Below are 23,179 nucleotides of genomic sequence, written 5' to 3' on the forward strand. Positions count from 1 at the left end.
CTGATCGTCGCGTAGTTCTCACCTTGATCGTCGCGCTACAGTTCGAGAGGGCACGGCGGCTGGCGCAGGATCTTGCGCGCCCAGAACGCGCCCAAGATGCACTGCGCAGCTTCGTCACGGCGATCCATGTGGGTAAGCAGGACATGCAGGTTGAACTGCAGCCGGCGGCTCTAGATGCCCAAGGGCCTGTCACCTGGTCCCATCCCATCCCGAGGCCAGTCAGCAGCCGGCCGTTCCGCGAAGCAAAGCTGAAAATCGAGGCAAGGCGTAGCGATGACCGATATGATGCTGAACTGGTCGCGCTGATGGCCGAGGCCATGGAGGTGCAGCGCTTGGTGTTGCAAGCGCCTGAACTCAGCCTCAACCAGCTGGGCAAGCGGGAAGGGCGGTGCCGCACCCACTTGGCCAGGCTGCTCCGCCTCTCGTGGATCAGCCCCAAGATCGTCGNAATCGCTGCTGGCACTCAGCCGAAGACGCTGACCCGCCGTGTGCTTATGTCGGCGCCGATTCCGCTCGCCTGGGACGAGCAAGAGCGGGAATTCGGTCTCGCGGTCTAGCCGCTGCAAACCTGCCAAACTGACGTGAAGCCGGGAACTTTCGCAGAGAGATTCCGGCTCTTTCCTTGCCAATGTGTGGGGCTGAGAACCGGGTCTCTGACCACAAGCCGGGCGCGGGCTCGCCGCAAACCCACGGAGAATGGGCAGTTTTTAGAGAGAGCGCAGCCCGGGCCCCGATAAACGGTCAACCCTGAAACTGCGTGGTGCGGCCAAGAAGACTCGAACTTCCACGGCCTTTCGGCCACAACGACCTCAACGTTGCGCGTCTACCAATTCCGCCATGGCCGCACACCAGGGAAATGGGGCACGAGGCCCCTTCGGCATGAAGCGGCGGGTAGCAGGGGAGGGCTTGGCGTGCAAGCCCTTCCCCACTTCCAAAACCGACTTAGTTGTACTTCCTGAGCTCGTTCTTGGCGATGGCCTGGCGGTGCACTTCATCCGGGCCGTCGGCCAGGCGCAGGGTCCGCTGGCCGGCATAGCCCGAGGCGAGGCCATAATCCTGGCAGACGCCGCCGCCGCCATGGGCCTGGATGGCCATGTCGTGGATCATGCAGCTCATGTTGGGGGCCACCACCTTGATCATGGCGATCTCGTTGGCGGCGGCCTTGTTGCCCACCGTGTCCATCATGTAGGCGGCCTTCAGCGTGAGCAGGCGGGCCTGTTCGATGGCGATGCGGGCATCGGCGATGCGTTCGTGCCACAGGCTGTGTTCCGAAATCGGCTTGCCGAAGGCGACACGCGATTTCAGGCGCTTCACCATCTTTTCCAGCGCGCGCTCGGCAGCGCCGATGGAACGCATGCAGTGGTGGATGCGGCCCGGGCCAAGGCGGCCTTGCGCGATTTCAAAGCCGCGGCCTTCGCCCAGGATCATGTTGGAGACAGGCACGCGCACATTGTCGAGGATCACCTCGAAATGGCCGTGCGGCGCGTCGTCGAACCCAAAGACGTTGAGCGGCCGCAGCTTGGTGATGCCCGGCGTGTCCAGCGGCACCAGGATCTGGCTCTGCTGCTGGTGGCGCGGGGCGCTGGTGTCGGTCTTGCCCATCACGATGGCAATCTTGCAGCGCGGATCGCCCACGCCCGATGACCACCATTTGCGGCCGTTGATCACATATTCGTCGCCGTCGCGGCGGATGGACGTTTCGATGTTGGTGGCATCCGACGAGGCGACCGCGGGCTCGGTCATCAGGAAGGCGGAGCGGATTTCGCCATCCATCAGCGGGCGCAGCCACTGGCGCTTCTGCTCTTCGCTGCCATAGGTGCGCAGCACCTCCATGTTGCCGGTATCGGGCGCCGAGCAGTTGAACACCTCCGACGACCAGCCGACGCGGCCCATTTCCTCGGCCAGGGTGGCATATTCAAGGTTGGTGAGGCCGGGGCCCTTCCATTCCCCCGTGTCATGATCGCAAATGTTCAGGAACAGGTTCCACAGGCCAGCGGCACGGGCCTTGGGCTTCAGCTCCTCGATCACCGGGATCACCTTCCAGCGCTCGCCTTCATGGGCTTCCTGCTGGTACCGCTCCTCGTTGGGATAGATATGCTCATCCATGAAGCCGCGCAGCTTTTCGATGAGGGCTTTCGTCTTGTCACTGTGATCAAAATGCATAGCGCGTCTTCCCGTTGGGTGGATTATCCGGAGCAGGCTGTCATGCCCAAGGCTGCTTCGCCACTGGCAAAATGAAAAGAGCGGGAAATTGCCTAACCGGCCGCCAAATGGACGTGGCTGGCGGGCAAATCGCGAAGCTGGGCTGGCGCATGTCCCTCATGATCGCGCACATCGCCGGCATGGCGCTGACCTGCCAGCACCGCGCCAGCCCATCCGTCGCGCGCCGATGCGACAGACAGCACGTCAAGCCCTGGCCCGCCAATGGCCATGCAGCCGGGGTGGTTGATCCGCACGGGGAGACGGCCGGTCAGCGCCCCATTCGGCTCTCAACAATTGGGCAACGGCCTCGACACCGGCCCAATCTTGCCCCGTCAACGCGACAGGCCCCACGCCGCCAGGAACGTCGCCGCCGCCGCCCGCACTTCGCGCCGGCCTTCTGCCTTATCGCCGGCGCTCGTCATGCCCATCAGGTGCCGGTCCACCACGCCGGCGCGGCACAGGCCGCTGAATTGCTGGGCGGCGAGGGTGGGGTCGCCTTGTTTCAGGGTGCCGGCGGCCATCTGGCGGGCGAGCCAGGCGGCGAAGCGGGCCATGCCGGGGCCGGGGCCGCGTTCGAACATGGCGCGGCCCAGTTCGGGCACGCGGGCGGCTTCGCCCATCACCAGTCGGTGGATGCCGGTGATCGGGTCAGACATGATGGTGTCCATGATGGCGTCGCCCATGCGGATCAGGGCGGATTCGATATCGGGCGCGCTGTCGAGATCGACGGTGAGAGCGGTGCCATATTGCTGCACCACCATGTCCACCACCGCTTCGAACAGCGCGAGTTTGGAGGGGAAGAGGCTCCACAGCGTCGTCTTGCTGCCGCCCACGGCCGCGGCGATGGCGTTCATCGAGGTGGCGCCATAGCCATGGGCGAAGAACAGGCGCTGGGCGGCGGCGATATAGGCCTGGCGGCGCGGATCGGCGGCCGGCGGCGGGGCGGCGCCGCAATCTTCTGTACTGGTCGGTATCAATTCACTTGACGGCGCGCTGAGCACGGCTCAAACCCCTTTCTGTACTGACCAGTATCGCCCGAGTCGCCCGTGCATCGCAAGCCTTTCCTGCTTCTTCCCCTGCTGCTGACGGTCGCCGCCTGCGCCATGCCGCCCCGGCTGGGCCCGGCGCCCGGCGTGCGCACCACCGCCAGTGTGGCCGCCGAACAAAGCCTGGCGGAAACGCCCGGCCGCGCCTGGCCGGCGGCGGACTGGTGGGCCGGCTGGGGCGATCCGCAGCTTGCTGGCCTGATTGAAGAGGCGCTCGCCGCCAATCCCGACCTGGCGCTGGCCAATGCACGGCTGGCGGCGGCCGATGCCGCCGCGCGGCAGAGCCGGGCCGGGCTGCTGCCGACGCTGAATGCCACCGGCACGCTGGGCGGGCAGCAATTGTCCAAGAATCTCGGCATCCCGCCGCAGTTCGTGCCGCCTGGCGTGCGCGAATTCGGCCAGGTCAATCTGCAGGCTGGCTGGAACCTTGATCTGTGGGGGCAGGGGCGTGCCGCGCTGCGCGCCGCCCGGCGGGAGGCCGATGCGCTGGCGGTGGAGCGGGATCAGGCCCGGCTGATGCTGTCGGCCAGTGTCGCCCAGGCCTATGCCGATCTCGCCGCCGCGCTCGATCGGCAGGCGGTGGCGGCCGATGCGCTGGCCATCCGCCAGCAGACTCTGGATCTCACCGCCGGCCGGGTTGCCGCCGGGCTGGACAATGATGGCGCCCGCGCCCAGGCCGCCAGCCGGCTGGCGCTGGCCCGCGCCGATGCCAGTGCGGCCGGCCAGCAGGTGCTGGTCGCCCGCCACCGGCTGGGCCTGTTGCTGGGCGCCGGGCCGGATCGCGGGCTGAGCACTGCAGCGCCAAAGCTGATGCCGCTGCCGCCCGGCCTGCCGGAGGGCGCACGGATCAACCTGATCGCCCGCCGGCCCGATCTGGCCGCCGCCCGGCTGCGCGTGCTGGTGGCCGGGGAGCAGGAACGGGTGGCGCGGCGGGCGTTTCTGCCCAATCTCAGCCTGAATGCCACCATCGGGCAGCAGTCGCTGGGTTTTGACACCTTGTTGAACGGCAACAGTTTCTATGCCCAGTTCGGCCCGGCGCTGAACCTGCCGATCCTGGATGGCGGCCGCCGCGCCGCCGACTTGAAGGGCAGCCGCGCCAACCGGCTGGCGGTGCTGGCCGCCCATGATGCGACGTTGCTGCGTGCCTTCAATGAAGTGGCCGATGCCGCCAGCGCCGTGGTGGCGCTGGGCGATCAGCAGGCGGCGGCACAGGCCGCCCTGCAGGAGGCTGAGGCCGCGCGGCGGGTGGCGGCGCTGCGCTATCAGGCCGGCCTGTCCAGCCAGCTCGCCGTGCTGATTGCTGATGATGCCGTGGTTGGCGCCCGCCGGGCGCTGGCCGATGTGACCGCATTCCGCCTTGCCGCCGATGTCGCGCTGGTGCGCGCGCTGGGCGGCGGCTTTCGTGAACAGGAGCGTGGCTGATGGCCGAAACCGAAACCCTGGCGCCTGCCGCCAATCCGAAGCGCGCCCGCGCCCTGCGCATCCTGGCCGGCGTGGTGGTGATCGCCGGCCTGGGCTCTGGCCTGTGGTGGGCCGCCTCTGAACGCGGCCGGGTGGAGACGGACAATGCCTATGTGGGCGGCGACACCGCGCAGGTGACGCCGCAATTGCCCGGCACGGTGGCCAGGGTGCTGGTGGGCGGCACCCAGGCGGTGAATGCCGGCGATGTGCTGGTGGTGCTGGATGATGCCGATGCCCGGATTGCCGTGGCCCAGGCCGAAGCCGCGCTGGCCCAGGCGCAGCAGCGCTTCACCCAGGCCGCGGCCAATGCCGATGCGGCCGGGGCCCGCGCCGCCGGCCGGCAGGCGGATGTGGCCGCAGCCCGCGCCCGCCTGGCCGAAGCCGATGCCGTGCTGGCCCGCGCCCGCGGCGAGTTTGAACGGCGCCAGCAATTGGCCGGCAGCGGTGCGGTTTCGGCCGAGGAATTGGCGGCGGCGCGTGCCGCGCTCGCGGCAGCCACCGCTGCGCACAGTGCGGCCACCAATGCCGTGAACGCAGCCACCGATGGCGCCCGTGCGGCCACCGGCGATGCCGCGGCGGCCACGGCTCTGGTCAGGAATGTCACCATCGCCACCGCGCCCGATGTGTGCGCCGCCCAGGCCATGCTGGATCGCGCCCGGCTGGATCTGGCCCGCACCGTGATCCGTGCGCCGATTGCCGGCATCGTCACCAACCGCAACGTGCAGGTTGGTCAGCGCGTGGCCGGCGGCGCCCCGTTGATGACGCTGGTGCCCACCGCCGGCCTGTTCGTTGATGCCAATTTCAAGGAAAGCCAACTGAAAGCCATCAAGACCGGCCAAGCCGTTGAATTGACGTCTGATCTTTATGGTGGCGATGTCGTCTATCACGGCCGGGTGACCGGCATGGCGGGCGGCACGGGGGCGGCCTTTGCCCTGATCCCGGCGCAGAATGCCACCGGCAACTGGGTGAAGGTGGTGCAGCGCCTGCCGGTGCGCATCACGCTGGATCCCGCCGAACTGAAGGCGCACCCGCTGCGCATCGGCCTGTCGATGACGGCGGTGGTGGACACCCGCGAATGACAACCGCCACGCCAGCCCAGCCGGCGACGCCCGTCCCCTTGACCGGCGCCAAGCTGTGGATTGCGGCCATGTCGTTGGCATTGGCCAATTTTGTCGTGGTGCTGGATATCACCATCGCCAATGTTTCCATTCCCAGCATCGCCGGCAGCCTGGCGGTGGCGCCATCGCAGGGCACCTGGGCCGTCACCAGCTACTCGGTGGCCGAGGCGATTTCGGTGCCGCTGGCCGGCTGGCTGGCGGCGCGCTTTGGCGTGGTGCGCTGGTTTGGCGTGTCGCTGTTCGGCTTTGGCTTCTTTTCCCTGCTCTGCGGTCTCAGCCAGAGCCTGGAGGCGCTGGTGCTGTTCCGCATTGCCCAGGGCTTTGCCGGCGGGCCGATCATGCCGCTGTCGCAGGCCTTGCTGCAATCCATCTTCCCCCGCGAGAAACAGGGCGCAGCCATTGGCCTGTGGGCCGCCACCACCACGGCAGCACCGATCTTCGGGCCGATCCTTGGCGGGCTGATTTCTGACAATGTGAGCTGGCACTGGATCTTCTTCATCAACCTGCCGGTGGTGGCGATCTGCCTGTTCGCGGTGGCGCGGCAGATGAAGCCGTTTGAAACCCCGCTGAAGCGCCAGCCGATCGACATCATCGGCTTCATCCTGCTGATCATCGGGGTGGGTGCCTTCCAGATCATGCTCGACACCGGGCGGGAGAAGGACTGGTTCGGTTCCACCGAAATCGTGATCCTCGCCATTGTCGCGGCGGTGGGCACCATCGCCTTCATCATCTTTGAATTGACCGACGATCACCCGATCGTTGACCTGAAGATCTTCCGCCATCGCGGCTTTGCAGCGGCGACAGCGGTGATCAGCATCGGCTTTGGCAGTTTTTTTGCGGTGGTCGTGCTCACGCCGCTGTGGCTGCAATCAGTGTTCGGCTACACGGCCACCCAGGCCGGTTACACGGTGGCCTGGATCGGCGTGTTTTCCGTGTTGATTGCGCCGGCGGCCGGGCTGTCGCTCACCAGGATTGATCCGCGCATCACCGTCACCTTTGGCGTGATCTGGCTGGGCCTGATGGCGGCCTGGCGCACCACCTGGTCAACCGACAGCGATTATCTGCACCTCGTCTGGCCCCACCTGCTCACCGGCATCGGCATGCCCTTCTTCTTCATCGGCCTGTCCAGCCTGGCGATGGCCAGCGTGAAGCCGGAGGAAAGCGTGTCGGCCGCCGGCATCCAGAATTTCTGCCGCACCTTGTGCGGTGCGATCGGGGCCGCCATCGCCACCAGCCAGTGGGACAATGAATCGCGCCAGGTGCGGGCAGCCATGGCCGATGGCATGAACGGGGTGGACAGCAGCCTGGCCCGGCTGCAAGCCGGCGGCCTTTCCGCCGATCAGGCCCGCGCTGCGCTTGACCGGGTGCTGGACGTGCAGGCCGCCACGCTGGCCAATCTGCACATCTATGCCGGCACCGCGCTGTTGTTCTTTGCGGCGGCCGCGCTGGTGTGGCTGATCCCCAAGGTCAACATCAGCGGCCCGATGGGCGGCGGCCACTGAGGACGGTCAATCGGCCAGCGCCAGGCAGCCGGCCGCCATCCGCTTGAGGCCGCGGTGGATGTTGATCTTGATCAGCGATTGCGACTGCCCGGTGGCAGCTGATGCCTCCATGATCGACAGGCCGTCGATCTTCACCAGCCGGATGGCTTCGGCCTGGGCCGGGCGCAACTGGCCCAGCAGGCCAGACACGGCATGGCAGGACAGCACGTCGATCTCGTGGCTGGCGACATGGCTGTCACAGGGCACCGGGGTCTTTTCGCGCTCCATCAGGCGCAGCCGGTCCACCCACTTGAAGCGGGCGATGGCCGCCAGCCACGGCCGCAGCGGCTGGCTGCAATCGAAATCATGGCGGCGATGGTGCAGGGCGATCAGGGTTTCCTGCACGGCATCCTCGACATGGGCGGCCGGCAGCCGGCGCTGGAAATAGCGGCCTAGCCACACCGCGGTTTCGCCCAGCAGCGCATCATAGGCGCGGGCATCGCCGGCGCGCCCCCGCGCCATCAGCGCGGCCCAGTGCGCCGTCTTGTCGGTGGTCCCGGCTGATGCACGCCGCCGGGCCGGCTTTACCTTGCTGGTCATGGACTGCCCTCCATTCACGCGGCCTAATGTCGTCGCGGGATGGGGCCTCGCACAGGCATCGCGGGTGCATTGGTTTGATACCGGCCGGCTATGGCCAACGCCGGCCCCTTGTGGTGCAGCGCAGCAATGATAGGATGGGCAACGTCATGGAAATGCACCAGATCCGCTATTTCCTCGCGGCGGCCCGGCTGCTCAATTTCACGCGCGCCGCAGAGGCCTGCAACGTGGCCCAGCCATCGCTGACCCGAGCCATCCAGAAGCTGGAGGAGGAGCTGGGTGGCGCGCTGTTCCGGCGCGAACGGGCGCGCACCCACCTGACCGAACTGGGCCGGCTGATGCTGCCCCATCTGGAACGCACCTATCGCGCTGCCGAGGATGCCAAGGCGCTGGCCAAGGGCTTTGGCAAGGGCCAGGTGGCGCCCCTGGTGCTGGGCGTGTGTTCGCTGGTGGAATCAGCAACGCTGGATGCGGTGCTGGCCGAACTGGCCGATGCGATGCCGGGGCTGCAGCTGAATGTGGTGGGCGGCACCAGTGCCGATCTGCTGGCGCAGGCGCTGGCCGGCCAGCTGGACCTGATGATCATCGAGGCGCCGGCCGACGCGCCGGAACGGTTCGAAGCGTGGCGGCTGTTCAGCCACGATTATCGCATGGTGGTGCGCCGCGATCATCCCGCCGCCAACCAGCCGGCGGTGAGCCTGGCCGATCTGGCGCGCGAGCCGCTGGTGGACCATGGCTGCGAAGGCATGGCTGCGCTGCGCCGGCAGGCCGAGGTGGTGGGCATCACCCTGAACCTGCGCCATGCGGCCCGCGATGTCGGCCAGCTCAAGCGCCTGATCGCCGCCGGGCTGGGCACCGGCTTCATGCCCGATCCGCGCGATCTGGCCATGTGTGCGGTGCCGGTGGCCGGCACGGCGATCAGCGCCGATGTCGTGCTGGCCGGGATCCAGGGGCGGCGGCGCAGCCTGGCGGCGGAAAGCTTCCTGCGCGCCAGCCGCGCCCGCAACTGGGCCAATGGTTCAGCCTGATCGCAAGGCTGCCAGCACGGCAGCCGGTTCGGCGCGGCGGCGGAAATCGGGATCGACAAAGGCAAAGCGCACGATGCCATCCGCATCGATCAGGAATGTGGCCGGAATCGGCAGCAGCCGGCCGCTGCCGCCCAACAACAGCGCCAGATCATCGCCGCCATCGCGATAGGCTGCGGTCATCTCGGCCGGCAGGCTGATCACCAGGCCCAACGCCAGGCACAGGCCCAGATCGACATCCACCAGCGCCAATGCGCCGGCCCGTTCGGCCAGGGCCGCCGCACTGCCATCCACTTCGGCCGAAATCGTCACCAGCCGGCCGCCGGCAGCGGCCAGCGCGGTGCCGGCATCACCCCAGCCGGCGCTTTCCACCCGGCACCAGGGGCACCACAGGCCGCGATGGATGCTGATCACCAGCGCATCGCCGCCGGCCAGCAACTGGGCCAGCGTGTGGAAACGCCCCTGCGCATCGGGCAGGGCAAAACCGGGGAAGCGCTGGCCCACGCGGGGCGCCCGGCGGCCGGCACCCCGCGCGGCCAGTTGGGCCACCAACGCATCATAGGCCTGGGCATAGGCGGCCAGTCGGCGGGTTTCGGCGTCCAGCGCCGGGGCGATGGGTGTCATGCCGTGGTGATAATCCGGGCAAGGCGGGCAGCGCCAGAGGCCACTGTAACGCGCCGCCGCTGCCATGCGAACAGCCGTGCATGGCAAACAGCGGCGCAACGGATCAGGATCCGGTGGTGATCATCGGGGCCGGCTTTGCCGGGCTGGCCGCCGCGCGCGTGCTGGGCGCGGCCGGTGTCGCCACGGTGGTGATTGATCGGCAGAACCACCATCTGTTCCAGCCGCTGCTGTATCAGGTGGCCACGGCCGGGCTTTCGGCTGCCGATATCGCCGCGCCCATCCGGGCCATCCTGCGCCAATGGCCCAGCGTGAGCGTGCTGATGGACACGGTGGTGGGCATCGACCGGGCAGCGCGCCAGCTGCAGCTGGCCAGCGGCGGCAGCCTGCGCTTTGGCGCGCTGATCATCGCCAGCGGCGCGCGCCATGCCTATTTCCGCAATCCCGAATGGGCAGCACATGCGCCGGGCATCAAGACCATCGACGATGCCATCCGGGTGCGCCGCGATCTGTTGCTGGCGCTGGAGCGCGCCGAAACCATGCGCGCCGAACAGCGCGAAACCCGGGCCGAGCACTTGACCTTCGTGGTGGTGGGCGGCGGGCCCACCGGGGTGGAACTGGCCGGTGCCATTGCCGAACTCGCCCGCCATGCCGCCGAACGGGATTTCCCGCACATCACCCGCAATTGCGTGCGCGTCGTGCTGGTGGACAGTGGTGACCGGCTGCTGAAGGCGCTGCCGCCCAGCCTGTCGGCCGCGGCGGCGCAGGCGCTGGCCGGGCTGGGGGTGGAGGTGCGGCTGAACAGCCGCGTCACCGCGCTGGAACCCGGCCGGATCATGCTGGGCGACGACAGCCTGCCCGCCTGCGTGACGCTGTGGGCAGCCGGGGTGGCGGCCTCGCCAGCGGCCAGCTGGCTGGGCGCAGCGGCCGATGGCAGCGGCCGGGTGATCGTGGGCAGCGATCTGGCGCTGCCCGATGATCCGGCGATCTTCGTGGTGGGCGACACGGCCGCCGCCACCAGCCGCGATGGCCAGCCCGTGCCCGGTGTGGCCACCGCCGCCAAGCAGATGGGCGCCCATGCCGCAAGGGCCATCCTGGCCCGCCGCGCCGGGCAGGCGGTGCCGGCCTTCCGCTATCGCCATCCCGGCAGCATGGCCACCATCGGCCGTTCGCATGCGGTTGCCGATCTGGGCTGGCTGAAGCTGGCGGGCGCGCCGGCCTGGCTGTTGTGGTGCACGGTGCATCTGTGGTTCCTCGCCGGGTTTCGCAACCGGCTGGTGGTGGGGGCGAACTGGCTGTGGCGCTATCTCACGTTTGAGTCCTCGGCCCGGCTGATCACCCAGCAGGAAAGCGACATGCGATGATGCTGATGCTGGCATGCCTGCTGGCGGCGGCGGTGGTGGGCTTTGCCGCCCACCAGGGCGGCACCTGCGGGGTGGTGGCGGTGCGCCGCTGGCGGGTGGCGCGCGATGCCCGGCTGTTGATGGGCTTTGCCGTGGCGGGCGGGGCGGCCACCCTGGTCTGCCTGCCGGTGGCCTGGGCGCTGGGCCGCGGCGGCCAGCTGCCGGGCAATGCGCCGCTGGCCCTGCCGTTGCTGCTGGGCGCGGTGCTGCTGGGCACGGGCGCGCTGGTCAATGGCGCCTGCATGGTGGGATCGCTGTGGCGCATGGGCAATGGCGAGCTGCATCTGATCGGCCTGCCGCTGGGCATTGTGGCCGGCGATGCGCTGGGCCGCCTGCTGGGCTGGCGGGTGGAATTGCCACCCAGCCGCTTTGCCCAACCCGATGGCGCCGGTCTGATGCTGGTGCTGGCCGGGGCGGTGGTGCTGATGCTGGCCGGGCGCTGGCTGGCGCGGCAGGGGGCGGATGCGCGCCGGCTGGCGGTGACGATGGCGGCGATGGGGGCGGCCGGCAGCCTGTTGTTCGTCGCGCTGCCGGGCTGGAGCTGGGCCGATGTGGTCAACGCCCGCGCGCGGGCCTGGGCCGGCGGCACAGCCGTGGCCGATACGGCCGGGCTGCGCGCCGCGCTCGCCACCCTGGCAGGCGCGCTGGCATCCGGCTGGATGACCGGGCAACTGCATCTGAAGTGGCGGGGCTGGCCGGCGCTTGGCCGCAGCCTGGCCGGCGGGGTGCTGATGATGCTGGGCATCGGCCTGATCCCCGGCGGCAATGATGCGCTGCTGCTGGGATCGGCGCCGGCCGGTGCGGCCACTGCCCTGCTGGCCTTTGCCCTGATGAACCTGACGATCCTGCTGCTGGGCGCGCTGCCGGCGATCAACCGCGCGGCACCAGCAGGCCGGCACTGAGCCAGATCTGCAGCCAGCCGCCGATCTGGCGCGCGCTGGCACCACTGGCATCGCAGGCCGCGCCAAAGGCCTGGCCGGCCGCCACCGCCGACAGCAAGCCGCCCTCGCCCTCATCCAGCCGGCGAAAGCGCGGGTCAGGCCCGTCGCGCCACACCAGCACCCAGCCCGGGGCCGGCGCCGGGGCGATGGGGTGATCCGGAATGGCCGCCCAGATCGCATCGGCATTGGTGGCGAACGCCAGCAGGCACGCCCCCGGCACCAGCCGCAGCCGCAGCCCTTCCCAATCAAGCCCGCCAGCCTCGGCCCACAGCGCCGGGGCGGGATCGGCCGCGCCAAAGGCGGTGCGCAGCGCCCAATCCAGCGCGGCCAGTTCCGGCACCTCGCGATCATCGGGCAGGTGGCGGTGCAGGAAGGCCGGGAAATCCTCGCCATAATCGGCGAGGGTCCAGCTGCTGGATGGGCTGATGGCGGCATAATCGAGGGCCAGCATGGTGAAGGCATCGCCGCCCAGCCAGTGCAACGTCTTGGCGAAATTGTCGGCCAGCCCTTCCACCAGCATGGCGCGGGCGGCATGGGTGTGGACGGCCAGGCCCGCCGGTCGCACCACCGCATCGGCCAGGCCTGCCAGATTGCCGGCCATCAGGCCGGCCTGGAACTGGCGTTGCAACGCGGCAAGGCCGGTCATGGTCGTGCCGCCTCGGCCTCGCCCAGCCGGGCGCGGTCAAGCTCGGCCAGCAGATCGGCCAGCGGCGGGATGTCATCATCCCGCTCGATCATCACCGCCACCGGCCCGGTGCGGCGCCGCACCTCTTCATACAGGGCCCACACCCGGCCCGGCACCGGCGTGTCGTGCGTGTCGATCAACAGGCCATCCTGGCCCTGGCTGGGGCCGGCCAGATGCAGCTGGCGCACCGCGTGCCACGGCAGGCCATCCAGCCAGTCCAGCGGATCGCGGCCATGGTTGTGCGCCGAAACATGGATATTGTTCACATCCAGCAGCAGGCCGCAGCCGGTGCGCTGCACCAGGGCGGTCAGAAATTCCCATTCGGCCAGGGTGCTGCTGTGAAATTCCAGATAGGTGGACGGATTTTCCACCAGGATCGGCCGGCCCAGCGCCGCCTGGGCCTGATCGATGTTGCGCGCCACGACGGCCAGCGCTTCCTCGCTGTAGGGGATGGGCAGCAGATCATGGCTGTTGACCCCGTCGATGCCGGTCCAGGCCAGATGGTCCGACACCCAGAGCGGCTGGACCGTGTCAGCCAACTGGCGCAGCCGGGCCAGATAGGCGGTGTCCAGCCCGGTGGCGGTGCCAAGGCTCATCGACACGCCGTGCAGGATCACGTCATGATGCTGGCGCACCCCTGCCAGCACGGCGGCTGGGCGGCCGCCATCCACCATGAAATTTTCCGAAATCACCTCCACGAAATCCACCGGCACATCACCGGCCAGAAAATCCGCATGGTGGGGGCGCCTGAGGCCAAGGCCATACAGGCTGCGCTGTGGGGGCGGGATCATCACCGCTCCGTTTCCAGGCCGCTTGGGGCCGGCCGGGGGGAACCGGCCCTGGCGCGGGGCTTACTTTTCGGTCAGACGGCCACCGGCAGCCTTGCAGGCCTTCACGGTCAGCGCCTTGAAGCCCTGGCCCTTGCAGGCATTCTGGCCCTTGCAGGCGCTGCTGGCGGTCGCACAGTCAGAGGTGCCTTTGCAGCTGTTGATGCCATAACAGTGGACCACCTTGTCGTCGGCAGCCTTGGTCTGGGCCTGAACGGCGATCCCGCCGGTGACCGCGATGGCGGCGGCGGCAGTGGCAAGCGAGATACGGGTAGCGAGCATGTTCATCTCCATGGCTGGGCGGCCCGAACGCGCCGGGCCCCCTGGGGTGCCGCCTCCCCTTGGTGGCGACACTGGCAATCCGGGCCGGCCACACCAAAGGTTACAGCCACCGGCACTGTAACCCATGATGCCGCCGCTGCGAATGACCATCCAGATGCCGGCGTCCCTTTTGGTCCGCCTCCCCCGCTGGCATCGGCGCGGCTGCCCCCTCTCACCCCGAACCCGGGGCAGCCGCGCCCCGTATGGAATGCACAAGGGCAGGCGGCAGGAGGCAGACCATGACAGCCAAGACGATGTTGGGCGCCGCCGTGCTGGCCGCGCTGGCCGCCAGCGCCGCCACTGCGGCCGAAAAGCCCAAGATGGAAAAATGCTTTGGCGTGGCCAAGGCCGGGCAGAATGATTGCGCCGCCGGAGCGGGCACCAGCTGTGCCGGCACGTCGAAGGTGGATTATCAGAAGAACGCCTGGAAACTGGTGCCGGCCGGCACCTGCACCAAGATCAAGACCCCCAAGGGCAGCGGCTCGCTGACCCCGGCCTGATCCCTTCGGCATGCACGGCAGCTTGCGCGCCGGGTTGCGCCCGGGACGGCCGTTGGGCGCGGGCATCGGCCTGCGCATGGCCCATCTGGCCGAACTGGCATCGGGCAGCGTCACGCTGCCCGATGGCCTGTGGCTGGAGGTGCATGCCGAAAACTTCATGGTGGCCGGCGGCCCGCGGCGTGCGGCCTTGCTGGCCCTTGCCGAACGCCACCCCATCTCGCTGCACGGCGTGGGGCTGGCGCTGGCCGGCACCCGCATGGCCCCGGCCCGCCATCTGAAGGCCCTGCGCCAGCTGTGCGATGCCGTGCAGCCGGCGCTGCTGTCTGACCATCTGGCCTGGCAGCTTGTGGGGCAGCCGGTGGGAAGCTGGCATGTGCCGGATTTCCTGCCCTTTCCGCGCACGGCCAAGGCGCTGGCGTTGATCATCGGCAACGTCAACCGGGCCCAGGATGCGTTGGGGCGGCGGCTGCTGATCGAGAACCCGTCGCATTATGGCGATGTGGGCGGCCATGCCATGGCCGAGCATGAATTTCTGGCCGAACTGGCGCTGGCCACCGGCTGTGGCCTGCTGGTTGATTGCAACAATATCCATGTTTCGGCCCACAATCTGGGGCTGGATTCGGGCTGGCTGGTGGATCAGCTGCCGGCCGAGGCGGTGGGCGAAATCCATGTTGCCGGGCATCGCCCCGACGCCATGGGCCAATTGCTGATCGACAGCCATGATGCGCCGGTGGCAGCGCCGGTGTGGGCGCTGGCCGCCCGCCTGCTGGCCCGCACCGGCCCGCGACCCATGCTGGTCGAACGCGATGCCGAACTGCCGCCGCTGGCCGATCTCTTGGCCGAAGCTGCCCAGGCCAGCGCCCTGATTGCTTGTGTGCATCATGGCGGTTGAAGGCCTGTCATCCCCGGCCCGGTTCGAAGCCTGGTTCGCCCGGCTGCTGGCGGGCGATGCCGTGCCACTGGCCCCGGGCCTGGCGCGGGCGGTGGCCGTGCATGCCAACAATGCCATGGCGGCCGCCACCGCCGCGCTGGCCAGCAATTTTCCGGTGCTGCTGGCCCTGATGGGCGAAGCGGCCTTTGCCGATCTGGCCCAGCGCCATGCCCGCCGCTGCCCCCCGGCCGATCCGCGCCTGTGCCTGTATGGCCGGGGGCTCGATGAAACGCTGGTCCAGGCGCTGCCGGCTGGCGACTGGCCCTGGCTGCCCGACATGGCGCGGCTGGAACAGGCGGTGGTGGGGGCGCTGTTTGCCGCCGATCCGCCGCGCCGGCCGCGCCGGCTTGATCCGGCACGCTGCTGGCCGCTGGCACCGGCGACCAGGTGGGTATGGTCTGCCGCGCCGATTGCCAGCCTGTGGCAGGCGCACCAGCCGGGCGCGGCCTGGCCCGATGAATTTCCAGCCGCTGGCGAGCTGGCGCTGATCAGCCGCCGCGATGGCCAGTGCCTGATCACCGCCCTGCCGGCCGCGGCACTGCCGCTGCTGGAGGCCTTGAAACGCCGCACGCCGCTGGCGCAGCTGCCCGCCGATGGGCTGCCGCATCTGCCGGCCATCGCTGCGGCCGGTGCCCTTGTTCCTGCTGTTGGAGACGGATGATGAAGCCCTATGCCGCTGTTGCTGCCCTGTTGTCGCGCCTGCCGGAATCGCTGTGGCTGCTGCTATGCCGGCTGGGCATTGGCGCCATCTTCTTCCTGTCGGGGCGCACCAAGGTGGATGGCCTTATCACCCTGAAGGACAGCACCTACACCCTGTTCGAATATGAATATGCCCTGCCGCTGGTGCCGCCCGATATTGCCGCCCATGCCGCCACCTATGCCGAACATGCCTTTCCCATCCTGCTGGCGCTGGGCCTGTTCACCCGGGCCAGCGCGCTCGGCCTGCTGGGCATGACAGCCACCATCCAGATCTTTGTCTATCCCGATGCCTGGCCCACGCATCTCAGCTGGGCGGCGATCCTGTTGCCGATCATCGCGCGTGGGCCCGGCGCCCTGTCGCTGGATCATCTGCTGGGGCTGGATCGCCGGGCCGCGCCATGATGCTGGCGGTGCTGATGGCCGGCGCGCTGGCCTGCCCGGCCAGCGGCCTGGCGGTGGCGGTGCTGGGTTCGGGCGGGCCCATTGCCGAAGGCCGCGCCGGGCCTGCCTATCTCGTCCACATTGCCGGCCGGCCGCGCCTGTTGATCGATGCCGGGCCGGGCGCGCTGCTGCGGCTGGGTGAAGCCGGCGTGGCGCCCGAACGCTTGGACGCGATTGCGCTGTCGCATCTGCATGTCGATCATGCCGGCGATCTGCCGGCCATCCTGAAATCGGCCAATTTTGCCGATCCGCCGGCAAGGCTGGCCCTGTTCGGGCCGGATGGCCGCGGGCTGTTCCCCGGCACCCGTCAGCATGTGATGGCCCTGTTGGGCGAACAATCGGGTGCCTATCGCTATCTGGCTGATTGGCTGGCTGGGCCACAGCCCCGGCTGGCCATCACCGACGTGCCCAGCGGCGATCCCGACCGGCCGCACGAAACCCTGCTGGTCGACTGGCCGGATTATCGCCTGTCGGCCATTGCCGTGCACCATGGCGTGGTGCCAGCGCTGGCCTTTGTGGTGCGCAGCGGCGGCGCCACCGCCGTTCTGGCCGGCGATCAGAGCGAATTTTCCGCCGGCTTCGATGCCGCGCTGGCCGCCAGCCGGCCCGGCCTGTTGATCATGCACCACGCCATCCCGGAAGGCCCCGGCCAGCCGCGTGGCCTGCACCGCCCACCGGCCCGGATCGGCGCCGCGGCGGCCGTACTCCAGGCTGGCCAGCTGGTGCTGTCCCACAACATGAAACGCGCGCTCGACCGGCAGGATGAAGGCCTTGCCGCGCTGCGCCAATCCTATGCCGGCCCGGTCAGCATTGCTGTCGATGGCGCCTGCTATGCCGCCTCACCACCGCAATGAGGCCAGCACATCGGCCGGATCGGCCCGGCGACGAAAGTCGATGTCGACATGGGCAAAGCGCACCCTGAGACCAACTTCGATCACATAGGTGGCCGGGATCGGCAGGATGCCACTGGCCGCGCCATAATGGGCCGCCAGATCCAGGCCAGCATCGCGATAGGCCGCAAGCAGCTCATCGCCCATGAAGAAGGCCAGGCCCAACGCCGTGCTGGCGCCGAAATCGACATCGCACAGCACATGGGCATCCGGGCCAACCCGTTCGGCCATGGCCTGGGCCCTTCCGCCGGTTTCGGGCGTCACCAGCACCAGCCGGCAGCCGGTATCGCGCAACTGGGGCCGCGCGGCCTGCCAGCTTTCCACCTCGGCCCGGCACCACGGGCACCACAGGCCGCGATGGAAGCTCAACACGATCGGCCCATCGTGGCACAGGCCAGCCAGGGTGGTGAGCCGGCCATCGGCAGCCGGCAGGGCCAGATTGGGAAAGCGCTGGCCGGCCGCCGGGGCCAGCCGGCCGGTCCCCAGCCGCGCCAGCCGTGCCACCAGGCGATCGGCCCGCGCGTGCCAGACCGGATCGACCACCGGGCCGCGCAGCGGCTGGGGTTGGGCAACCATCATTGCGATTCCCTAAACCCCGCCGCCAGCAGCGCCCAGCCACGGCGCAACATGGAGTGCATAGCCAGTCGCTATCGCCCGCATCATTGCACGGGCGGGATGCCCGGCGGGTAGTACGAAACCTCGATGCGCAGGCCATCGGGATCGGGCAGGAACAGCGCCACCGTGCCGTCGTCAAACCGCTGCAGCCGCGCCACGTGGCCAGCGGCCGCCAAGCGCGCGGCCAGCGCCTCGACAAAGGCGATATCGGGCGCGGCAAAACCGATATGGTTGGTGCCGGCGCCATAGCGTTCATAGGGGGCGGTGTCCGGCCGGGCGGCGCCAAATTGCAGATTCAGGCCATCCGCATTGCGCCAGATGTGCGGCTTCACCCGTTCAAAGCCCAGATGCGGCAGCAACAGGCCATACCAGGCGGCGCTGGCCGCGGGATCGCGCGACAGGATGGTCAGATGGTCAAGCCGCAGCGCCATTCTCACCCCTCCCGCGCCGGCCACCACAGCGGGCCGACCAGGATCAGCAGCACGATGATGTTGAACCCGGCGTTGGCGGCGTGGCCGGATGCGATCGATCCGGCGCTGTCCAGCATGAACCAGGCCAGCAGCCCGGCCAGAATGATGCGCCGCACCGGCTCGGGCGCCAGCGGATGCAGCCGGGTGGCCAGCCCCCACACCATCACACCCCAGCCCAGCAGGAAGCCCCCGGTGATGGCCGTGAGGAACCGGGTGGTATCGGCCGCATAATCCTGTGCCCCGTCCAGCGGCCAGGCGAGCAGATCAAGCGACCAGCGCGCCGGCTCGGCCAGCGCCGGCACGGTGCCCAGCGAGAACAAGGGCCCAAACAGGCCGATGCCCAGCGCCGTGAATTTCATCCAGCCCCGCTGCTGCGCCGCGTTCATGTTCCCACTCCGCTTGATGGGCCATCATGGCGCAGAATTGTAGCGTATGCTACATATTTTGCAGCGCTCGGCCAACCTCGTCCACGAACAGCCGCAACCTTGCCGAAGCCTCCGCTCGACAGCCAGACGCTGCGGATCGGCATCAACCACTTCGCAACCGGGCCAGCAGGTCGATGCCGGCGGCCTCGAAGCGGGCCATTGCCCGATCAGAATCCAGGCTGACCTTGCCGCTTTCCAGGTCCAAACAAGGCGCCGGCCGATGCGCCCAGATCAGCATCGGTGCGGACCGGGCCCGGTGGCGGCCGGTGCATGGGAACAACCGCACCCAGAGGATCAATCAGCGCGCCAACCGGCTGCTCAGGGGGTCCGCGCTGCATCCCTCCCCCAAAACACAAACGGCCCCTCGCTCCTGAGTGGGGGTAGAGCGAGGGGCCGGGCGGGCCCTCCCCGCCAGAGTGGCTGCCCCGGGGGGAGGCAGCACACTGGAGACAATATCAGAACCTGAAGCCGATTTCAGCCCCGATCACGCGGCGCTGGCCCGGCGAGATGAACGAGCCGCCAAATTCGATGGCGGGGATGACTTCGTTCAGCCACTGCTTGTCGAGCAGGTTGTTGGCGAACACCGAAGCGGTCCAGTTCTTGCCTTCGATGCCGGCGCGCAGGTTGACGATGCCGAAGGCGTTGCGGCGCGTCACGTCATAGCGGGCGTTGCCCACCACGGCGGGCAGCGCCAGCGCGGAGATCGGCAGCAGGCCGCTGAACAGGGTCGGCTTTTCCTGGTTCTGCACGCTGTGGAACCAGGTCGGGCCGGTCAGGCGATAATCGGCGCGGAAATTGGCCTTCAGCCCATCGGTCACCGGCAGGCTGACCTGGGTGCCGACATTCAGCGTGTAATCGGCGGTATAGGGGCTCTTGTTGCCCACCGTGTCGGGCCGGCTGCTGTTCTTCTTGATCTCGCTGCCATTGAGGTTGCCCGAGGCGAACAGCGTCCAGCCATCGACCACCTTGGCCGAAACATTGGCTTCGGCGCCCCACACATCAACCCGGTCGATATTGGAGACGACGCGCAGCAGGCCAAAGCCGCCGACGAAGAATTCGAAGAACTGCATGTCGCGCACCTGGGTGTAATAGGCGGCGAGGTCATAGCTGATGCGGTTGTCGAACAGGCTGCCCTTGATGCCGGCTTCAAACGCCGACGAGCGTTCCAGGCGATATTGATCGTTGATGCGCACGCCGGCGTTGATGGTGCCTACGGTCACGCCGTTGTTGAAATTCTGCGCGACGATGGCGGCCGAACCCTGGTTGTTGAAGCCGCCCGATTTGAAGCCCACGCCCCAGTTGGCGAACAAATTGGTGTCGTCGTTCAGCTTGTACCCCAGGGTGATCTTGGGCTGCAGCTGCTTGAACGTGTTGGCGGCCGGCGGGATGGCGGCGCCATTCTGGCCGGGGTTGATCGGCCCGCCGGTGATCGGATCATTCACCAGCGGCACCAGATTGGTGGCGCGGCGGCGTTCAATGTCATAGCGCATGGCCAGGCCCACGGTGAAGGCATCGGTGGCCTTCCAGTCCACGGTGCCGAACGCGGCATAGACATCGGTGTTGAACCGGTCGTTGAACAGCTGGCTGGTCGGGTTTGACGAACCCGGCGCGTTGTAGAGCGTGGGCGACACGCCCTGGCCCAGATCGGCGCCCAGGCTGACGCCGGTTTCGCGACGGATGTTCAGATAATAAAGGCCAACCGACCAGTTGAGCGGGCCATCCAGCGTGCTGGCATAGCGGATTTCGGCCGAGACATCCTTCTGCTTGCGGGTCTGCAGCTGGGTGCCGTCGCAGGTGGTCGGGCTGTAGGCGCCAAAGGTGGAGCCGTTGGCCGGCGCGAAGATGAACGGCACTGGGATCTGGCCGATGAAGGTGGGGGCGGCCAGGCCAAAGCCGGTGAGCTGCGCCGTGGTGGCGAAGCAGCGGTTGTTCACCGCCTGGCTGGTGGGGTTGTTGATGTTGCTGATATAGCGGGCAAAATCGGCCGACGTCCCATCAGCGGTCAGCGACTGGTCGACATCGGAAAACAGCGTCCACGCCGTCAGCTTGCCCTTTTCGAACTCATGCTCGATGCGGGCGCTGGCTTCCCAGGTGGTCTGTTCGTTGGTCGGCCGGATGTTGCCGTAATAACGGAACTGCCGGTTGTTGACATTTTCATAGAAGGCCGGGTTCACCGCTGCGAAATTCGGCAGATGGAAGCTGGCGTTGAAGTTGATCGACGCGCCCGACAGGCGGGCGTGGCGGGCCTTCACATCAAGCGTGGTGGCATCACCCAGCTTGGCGACGACACGGCCATCGATGCCATAATTTTCCTGATCGTCGACGACCTTGCGGTTGCCGAGGAATTCGTTGCGCCAGAAGCCATCGGTCGTCTGGTAGTTGGCGGACAGCACAAAGCCAACGCCATCGGCAATCGGCCCCGCCACATGGCCAAAGGCCTGGCCGGTGGCGAGCTCGCCATAATTGGCGCGGAACGCGCCCTCGATCACGTCACCGGGCTTCACCGTGGTCATCACGATGGCGCCGGCGGCGGCGTTGCGGCCATAGATGGCGCCCTGCGGCCCCTTCAGCACTTCGACCTGGCGCAGCGTGCCCTGCACCTGGTTCAGCTGGGCGGTGTTGGTCTTCAAGATGCCATCCACCACCAGCGCCACGCTCGATTCGGCGTCGCGGGCGCCGTTGAGGCCGCGGATGTTGATCTGGGTGTCACCGGCCTCGGCCGAACCCGACACGATGGTGACGCCGGGGGTGAGCTGCACCATTTCCTGGGTGCGGAAGGTGCCGGTGGCGGCCAGCGTCTCTGCGGTGATCACCGAAACGGTGGCCGGCACGTCCACCAGCCGCTCGCTGTTGCGGCGGGCGGTCACGATGATCTCGTCACCGGCATCCTCGGTGGCGGCGGCCTGCTGGGCGGCAGCTGGCGATGCAACGGCGGCCGCCGATAGCAGCAGCGCGGTCACCAGTGCGCGGCGCGCGGTCACCTGATTGCCCGTTTCGGCCACGAAATCCTGCATCTTGCCCACTCCCGGTTGGTGCGCGGCCACTCCCTGCCGCGCGATTCAGCCGCTCTTGTATACAAAAGCGTCCGCTGGCAAGCTGCCAATGCGCCACATCCATGCAAACGGCGGCGGGCGTCACCGCTTTGCAACAGTTTTCCATCCAGTCCGGACCAACAGCCATGACCACCGCGTCCGACAAAGCATCCGAACGGGCCTATGCCGAAATCCGCGGCCTGATCCTGGCCGGCGATGCCAGCCCCGGCACCCCGCTGCGCGAAGAGGCGCTGGCCGATATCGTTGGCGTGTCGCGCACGCCGGTGCGTGAGGCACTGAAACGGCTGGAGGCGGAACATTATGCCATCCGCACCCCCGGCGGCCGGCTGGTGGTGGCGGCCTGGGATGTGGACGATGTGGCTGAAATCTTTGCCCTGCGCGCCATGCTGGAAGGCCATGCCGCCGCCCGCGCCGCGCGCCGGCTCAGCCCCGATGGCCTCTCCGCGCTGAAGGCCTGCAACCAGGCCCTGCACGATGCGTTGGCCGCCGATGAACCCGATGTGGCGCGCTTCCTTGCCGAAAACCGCCGCTTTCACGATCTCGTCATCGGGGCCTCGGCCTCGGCCCGGCTGGCCACCATGCTGGCCAGCCTGGTGGAACAGCCGATCGTGCGGCGCACCGCCACCCGCTATGCCCGCGATGATCTGATGCGCTCAGCCAACGAACATGATCAATTGATTCAAGCCTTTGCGGCGCGTGATGCCGATTGGGCGCGCGCCGTGATGGCCGCCCACATCCACCGCGCGCTTCACGCCTTCCGCGCTGCAAGCCCTTCGAAATAGGCAATGATTTCGGCGGCCGGCATGATTTCGGCGGTCTTGGCCTTCAGATCGAACAGATTGGCTGCGTGCACGCTGTCCAACCGGTCCCCCACGCCATCTTCCACCACCAGCGGCACATAGCCGCAGCAGATGGCATCCACCGCGCTGGCCCGCACACAGCCGGAGGTGGACAGGCCGCAGATCACCAGCGTGTCGATGCCCAGCGCCCGCAGCCGCGCATCCAGATCGGTACCGAAAAACGCCGATGGATATTGCTTGGTGATCACCGCCTCGCCAGGCACGGGGTGCAGCGGCGGCTCGAAATCGCCGAGCGGGCTGCCACGGTCGAACACCCGGAGCGCGGCAATCTTGCGGTAGAAGACGCCACCATTGGCGCCGCCCGGTTCATATTCCACCCGCGTGTGCAGCACCGGAACGGCCAGCGCCCGCGCCGCCGCCAGCACGGCCGCCGCCTCGTCGCGTACCGCCTCCACCCCCGCATAGAGCGGCGATCCGGCGGCAAAATATGCGCGGGCAAAATCGATCATCAACAGCGCCGGCCGCGCTCCCGGCGCCAGCCCCTGGCCAAAGCCCGCGCTGCGATAATCCGCGCCTGCGTCAACCATCTCAACCTCTCCCGCTGTCAAGCCGTCTATACAGAGGCAC

25 protein-coding genes and 1 tRNA gene are annotated in these 23,179 nt (G+C 68.3%); 12 read left to right on the forward strand and 14 right to left on the reverse strand.

Features of this window, described 5'->3' with window-relative positions; translation table 11 throughout:
- Positions 1–758 precede the first annotated feature (758 nt).
- The 3 genes from CHU93_RS13680 to CHU93_RS13695 form a co-directional block, all read right to left on the reverse strand.
- A tRNA-Leu gene (locus tag CHU93_RS13680) sits at positions 759–845 on the reverse strand.
- A gap of 97 nt (positions 846–942) precedes the next feature.
- Positions 943–2,163: an acyl-CoA dehydrogenase family protein gene (locus tag CHU93_RS13685; protein ID WP_086117782.1), complete on the reverse strand. Its 1,221-nt coding sequence runs from the start codon at positions 2,161–2,163 to the stop codon at positions 943–945.
- 371 nt (positions 2,164–2,534) lie between these two features.
- The gene (locus tag CHU93_RS13695; protein WP_165768747.1) at positions 2,535–3,179 is read right to left on the reverse strand and encodes a TetR/AcrR family transcriptional regulator; all 645 of its coding nucleotides are present in this window, start codon (positions 3,177–3,179) and stop codon (positions 2,535–2,537) included.
- Between the two features lie 69 nt (positions 3,180–3,248).
- Here CHU93_RS13695 and CHU93_RS13700 point away from each other — a divergent pair, with 69 nt between their 5' ends.
- The 3 genes from CHU93_RS13700 to CHU93_RS13710 are packed head-to-tail and all read left to right on the forward strand — an operon-like array spanning position 3,249 to position 7,329.
- Positions 3,249–4,670 (forward strand): efflux transporter outer membrane subunit, encoded by a 1,422-nt coding sequence (locus CHU93_RS13700; RefSeq protein ID WP_094474734.1) that lies wholly within the window; start codon positions 3,249–3,251, stop codon positions 4,668–4,670.
- Positions 4,670–5,788 carry an HlyD family secretion protein gene (locus tag CHU93_RS13705; protein ID WP_094474735.1) on the forward strand — a complete coding sequence of 373 codons (1,119 nt, stop codon included), beginning with the start codon at positions 4,670–4,672 and terminating at the stop codon, positions 5,786–5,788. The genes CHU93_RS13700 and CHU93_RS13705 overlap by 1 nt, the downstream gene beginning before the upstream one ends.
- Positions 5,785–7,329 (forward strand): DHA2 family efflux MFS transporter permease subunit, encoded by a 1,545-nt coding sequence (locus CHU93_RS13710; RefSeq protein ID WP_094474736.1) that lies wholly within the window; start codon positions 5,785–5,787, stop codon positions 7,327–7,329. Before CHU93_RS13705 ends, CHU93_RS13710 begins: the two co-directional genes overlap by 4 nt.
- Before the next feature lie 6 nt (positions 7,330–7,335).
- Here the strand turns inward: CHU93_RS13710 and CHU93_RS13715 are convergent, their stop codons facing one another.
- Positions 7,336–7,908, reverse strand: a complete 573-nt coding sequence (locus CHU93_RS13715) for a sigma factor (protein ID WP_243375693.1) — start codon at positions 7,906–7,908, stop codon at positions 7,336–7,338.
- Positions 7,909–8,018: 110 nt separating this feature from the next.
- Here CHU93_RS13715 and CHU93_RS13720 point away from each other — a divergent pair, with 110 nt between their 5' ends.
- A complete protein-coding gene (locus CHU93_RS13720) occupies positions 8,019–8,933 on the forward strand; it encodes a LysR family transcriptional regulator (RefSeq protein WP_165768748.1) in 915 nt (304 codons plus the stop codon).
- Here the strand turns inward: CHU93_RS13720 and CHU93_RS13725 are convergent.
- A complete protein-coding gene (locus CHU93_RS13725) occupies positions 8,925–9,554 on the reverse strand; it encodes a redoxin domain-containing protein (RefSeq protein ID WP_165768749.1) in 630 nt (209 codons plus the stop codon). The two genes, CHU93_RS13720 and CHU93_RS13725, sit on opposite strands and share 9 nt — an antisense overlap.
- Before the next feature lie 80 nt (positions 9,555–9,634).
- Here CHU93_RS13725 and CHU93_RS13730 point away from each other — a divergent pair, with 80 nt between their 5' ends.
- Together CHU93_RS13730 and CHU93_RS13735 are read left to right on the forward strand one after the other, a co-directional pair.
- Positions 9,635–10,915, forward strand: a complete 1,281-nt coding sequence (locus tag CHU93_RS13730; RefSeq protein ID WP_094474739.1) for an NAD(P)/FAD-dependent oxidoreductase — start codon at positions 9,635–9,637, stop codon at positions 10,913–10,915.
- Positions 10,912–11,856, forward strand: coding sequence for a YeeE/YedE thiosulfate transporter family protein (locus tag CHU93_RS13735; RefSeq protein WP_094474740.1), 945 nt, complete (start codon positions 10,912–10,914; stop codon positions 11,854–11,856). Before CHU93_RS13730 ends, CHU93_RS13735 begins: the two co-directional genes overlap by 4 nt.
- On the opposite strand, the gene CHU93_RS13740 is transcribed toward CHU93_RS13735, so the two are convergent.
- The 3 genes from CHU93_RS13740 to bufA2 are packed head-to-tail and all read right to left on the reverse strand — an operon-like array spanning position 11,825 to position 13,695.
- Positions 11,825–12,541 carry an HvfC/BufC N-terminal domain-containing protein gene (locus CHU93_RS13740; RefSeq protein ID WP_086117792.1) on the reverse strand — a complete coding sequence of 239 codons (717 nt, stop codon included), beginning with the start codon at positions 12,539–12,541 and terminating at the stop codon, positions 11,825–11,827. The two genes, CHU93_RS13735 and CHU93_RS13740, sit on opposite strands and share 32 nt — an antisense overlap.
- Positions 12,538–13,371 carry an MNIO family bufferin maturase gene (gene bufB / locus CHU93_RS13745; protein ID WP_094474741.1) on the reverse strand — a complete coding sequence of 278 codons (834 nt, stop codon included), beginning with the start codon at positions 13,369–13,371 and terminating at the stop codon, positions 12,538–12,540. The genes CHU93_RS13740 and bufB overlap by 4 nt, the downstream gene beginning before the upstream one ends.
- A 60-nt stretch (positions 13,372–13,431) precedes the next feature.
- On the reverse strand, positions 13,432–13,695 hold the full coding sequence (gene bufA2, locus CHU93_RS13750) for a BufA2 family periplasmic bufferin-type metallophore (RefSeq protein ID WP_094474742.1): 264 nt from the start codon (positions 13,693–13,695) through the stop codon (positions 13,432–13,434).
- Positions 13,696–13,967: 272 nt separating this feature from the next.
- Between bufA2 and CHU93_RS13755 the strand changes: the two genes are divergently transcribed.
- Genes CHU93_RS13755 through CHU93_RS13775 form a run of 5 tightly spaced genes read left to right on the forward strand, consistent with a single transcriptional unit; the run spans position 13,968 to position 17,153 of the window.
- The gene (locus tag CHU93_RS13755) at positions 13,968–14,228 is read left to right on the forward strand and encodes a BufA1 family periplasmic bufferin-type metallophore (protein WP_094474743.1); all 261 of its coding nucleotides are present in this window, start codon (positions 13,968–13,970) and stop codon (positions 14,226–14,228) included.
- A gap of 52 nt (positions 14,229–14,280) precedes the next feature.
- Complete coding sequence (locus CHU93_RS13760) at positions 14,281–15,120, forward strand: MbnB/TglH/ChrH family RiPP precursor modification enzyme (protein WP_094474744.1); 840 nt, start codon at positions 14,281–14,283, stop codon at positions 15,118–15,120.
- Positions 15,110–15,820, forward strand: coding sequence for an HvfC/BufC family peptide modification chaperone (locus CHU93_RS13765; RefSeq protein WP_094474745.1), 711 nt, complete (start codon positions 15,110–15,112; stop codon positions 15,818–15,820). Before CHU93_RS13760 ends, CHU93_RS13765 begins: the two co-directional genes overlap by 11 nt.
- Positions 15,820–16,260: a DoxX family protein gene (locus tag CHU93_RS13770; protein WP_094474777.1), complete on the forward strand. Its 441-nt coding sequence runs from the start codon at positions 15,820–15,822 to the stop codon at positions 16,258–16,260. The genes CHU93_RS13765 and CHU93_RS13770 overlap by 1 nt, the downstream gene beginning before the upstream one ends.
- Entirely contained in the window at positions 16,257–17,153 is an 897-nt protein-coding gene (locus tag CHU93_RS13775) for an MBL fold metallo-hydrolase (RefSeq protein ID WP_094474746.1), read from the forward strand. Before CHU93_RS13770 ends, CHU93_RS13775 begins: the two co-directional genes overlap by 4 nt.
- On the opposite strand, the gene CHU93_RS13780 is transcribed toward CHU93_RS13775, so the two are convergent.
- The 5 genes from CHU93_RS13780 to CHU93_RS13795 form a co-directional block, all read right to left on the reverse strand.
- Positions 17,139–17,768 carry a peroxiredoxin-like family protein gene (locus CHU93_RS13780; protein ID WP_094474747.1) on the reverse strand — a complete coding sequence of 210 codons (630 nt, stop codon included), beginning with the start codon at positions 17,766–17,768 and terminating at the stop codon, positions 17,139–17,141. The genes CHU93_RS13775 and CHU93_RS13780 overlap by 15 nt on opposite strands.
- Positions 17,769–17,848: 80 nt before the next feature.
- Positions 17,849–18,235, reverse strand: a complete 387-nt coding sequence (locus CHU93_RS13785) for a VOC family protein (protein WP_094474748.1) — start codon at positions 18,233–18,235, stop codon at positions 17,849–17,851.
- A 2-nt stretch (positions 18,236–18,237) separates the two neighbouring features.
- On the reverse strand, positions 18,238–18,660 hold the full coding sequence (locus tag CHU93_RS13790) for a hypothetical protein (RefSeq protein ID WP_094474749.1): 423 nt from the start codon (positions 18,658–18,660) through the stop codon (positions 18,238–18,240).
- Between the two features lie 142 nt (positions 18,661–18,802).
- Positions 18,803–18,937 (reverse strand): hypothetical protein, encoded by a 135-nt coding sequence (locus tag CHU93_RS18140; protein ID WP_279354570.1) that lies wholly within the window; start codon positions 18,935–18,937, stop codon positions 18,803–18,805.
- A gap of 217 nt (positions 18,938–19,154) precedes the next feature.
- A complete protein-coding gene (locus CHU93_RS13795; RefSeq protein WP_094474778.1) occupies positions 19,155–21,713 on the reverse strand; it encodes a TonB-dependent receptor in 2,559 nt (852 codons plus the stop codon).
- A 164-nt stretch (positions 21,714–21,877) separates the two neighbouring features.
- Here CHU93_RS13795 and CHU93_RS13800 point away from each other — a divergent pair, with 164 nt between their 5' ends.
- Entirely contained in the window at positions 21,878–22,534 is a 657-nt protein-coding gene (locus CHU93_RS13800) for a GntR family transcriptional regulator (protein WP_094474750.1), read from the forward strand.
- On the opposite strand, the gene CHU93_RS13805 is transcribed toward CHU93_RS13800, so the two are convergent.
- On the reverse strand, positions 22,501–23,139 hold the full coding sequence (locus CHU93_RS13805; protein ID WP_094474751.1) for an isochorismatase family protein: 639 nt from the start codon (positions 23,137–23,139) through the stop codon (positions 22,501–22,503). The two genes, CHU93_RS13800 and CHU93_RS13805, sit on opposite strands and share 34 nt — an antisense overlap.
- Positions 23,140–23,179: the final 40 nt, after the last annotated feature.

Source organism: Sandarakinorhabdus cyanobacteriorum (genome assembly GCF_002251755.1).
GTDB lineage: Bacteria > Pseudomonadota > Alphaproteobacteria > Sphingomonadales > Sphingomonadaceae > Sandarakinorhabdus > Sandarakinorhabdus cyanobacteriorum.

Bases quoted from the DNA above. Each gene is read 5' to 3' on its own strand.
- CHU93_RS13685 (WP_086117782.1), bottom strand. From the start codon at position 2,163: ATGCATTTTGATCACAGTGACAAGACGAAAGCCCTCATCGAAAAGCTG.
- CHU93_RS13705 (WP_094474735.1), top strand. From the start codon at position 4,670: ATGGCCGAAACCGAAACCCTGGCGCCTGCCGCCAATCCGAAGCGCGCC.
- CHU93_RS13710 (WP_094474736.1), top strand. From the start codon at position 5,785: ATGACAACCGCCACGCCAGCCCAGCCGGCGACGCCCGTCCCCTTGACC.
- CHU93_RS13715 (WP_243375693.1), bottom strand. From the start codon at position 7,908: ATGACCAGCAAGGTAAAGCCGGCCCGGCGGCGTGCATCAGCCGGGACC.
- CHU93_RS13725 (WP_165768749.1), bottom strand. From the start codon at position 9,554: ATGACACCCATCGCCCCGGCGCTGGACGCCGAAACCCGCCGACTGGCC.
- CHU93_RS13730 (WP_094474739.1), top strand. From the start codon at position 9,635: ATGGCAAACAGCGGCGCAACGGATCAGGATCCGGTGGTGATCATCGGG.
- CHU93_RS13735 (WP_094474740.1), top strand. From the start codon at position 10,912: ATGATGCTGATGCTGGCATGCCTGCTGGCGGCGGCGGTGGTGGGCTTT.
- CHU93_RS13740 (WP_086117792.1), bottom strand. From the start codon at position 12,541: ATGACCGGCCTTGCCGCGTTGCAACGCCAGTTCCAGGCCGGCCTGATG.
- bufB (WP_094474741.1), bottom strand. From the start codon at position 13,371: ATGATCCCGCCCCCACAGCGCAGCCTGTATGGCCTTGGCCTCAGGCGC.
- bufA2 (WP_094474742.1), bottom strand. From the start codon at position 13,695: ATGAACATGCTCGCTACCCGTATCTCGCTTGCCACTGCCGCCGCCGCC.
- CHU93_RS13755 (WP_094474743.1), top strand. From the start codon at position 13,968: ATGACAGCCAAGACGATGTTGGGCGCCGCCGTGCTGGCCGCGCTGGCC.
- CHU93_RS13765 (WP_094474745.1), top strand. From the start codon at position 15,110: ATGGCGGTTGAAGGCCTGTCATCCCCGGCCCGGTTCGAAGCCTGGTTC.
- CHU93_RS13770 (WP_094474777.1), top strand. From the start codon at position 15,820: ATGAAGCCCTATGCCGCTGTTGCTGCCCTGTTGTCGCGCCTGCCGGAA.
- CHU93_RS13775 (WP_094474746.1), top strand. From the start codon at position 16,257: ATGATGCTGGCGGTGCTGATGGCCGGCGCGCTGGCCTGCCCGGCCAGC.
- CHU93_RS13780 (WP_094474747.1), bottom strand. From the start codon at position 17,768: ATGATGGTTGCCCAACCCCAGCCGCTGCGCGGCCCGGTGGTCGATCCG.
- CHU93_RS13785 (WP_094474748.1), bottom strand. From the start codon at position 18,235: ATGGCGCTGCGGCTTGACCATCTGACCATCCTGTCGCGCGATCCCGCG.
- CHU93_RS13790 (WP_094474749.1), bottom strand. From the start codon at position 18,660: ATGAACGCGGCGCAGCAGCGGGGCTGGATGAAATTCACGGCGCTGGGC.
- CHU93_RS18140 (WP_279354570.1), bottom strand. From the start codon at position 18,937: ATGCTGATCTGGGCGCATCGGCCGGCGCCTTGTTTGGACCTGGAAAGC.
- CHU93_RS13795 (WP_094474778.1), bottom strand. From the start codon at position 21,713: ATGCAGGATTTCGTGGCCGAAACGGGCAATCAGGTGACCGCGCGCCGC.
- CHU93_RS13800 (WP_094474750.1), top strand. From the start codon at position 21,878: ATGACCACCGCGTCCGACAAAGCATCCGAACGGGCCTATGCCGAAATC.
- CHU93_RS13805 (WP_094474751.1), bottom strand. From the start codon at position 23,139: ATGGTTGACGCAGGCGCGGATTATCGCAGCGCGGGCTTTGGCCAGGGG.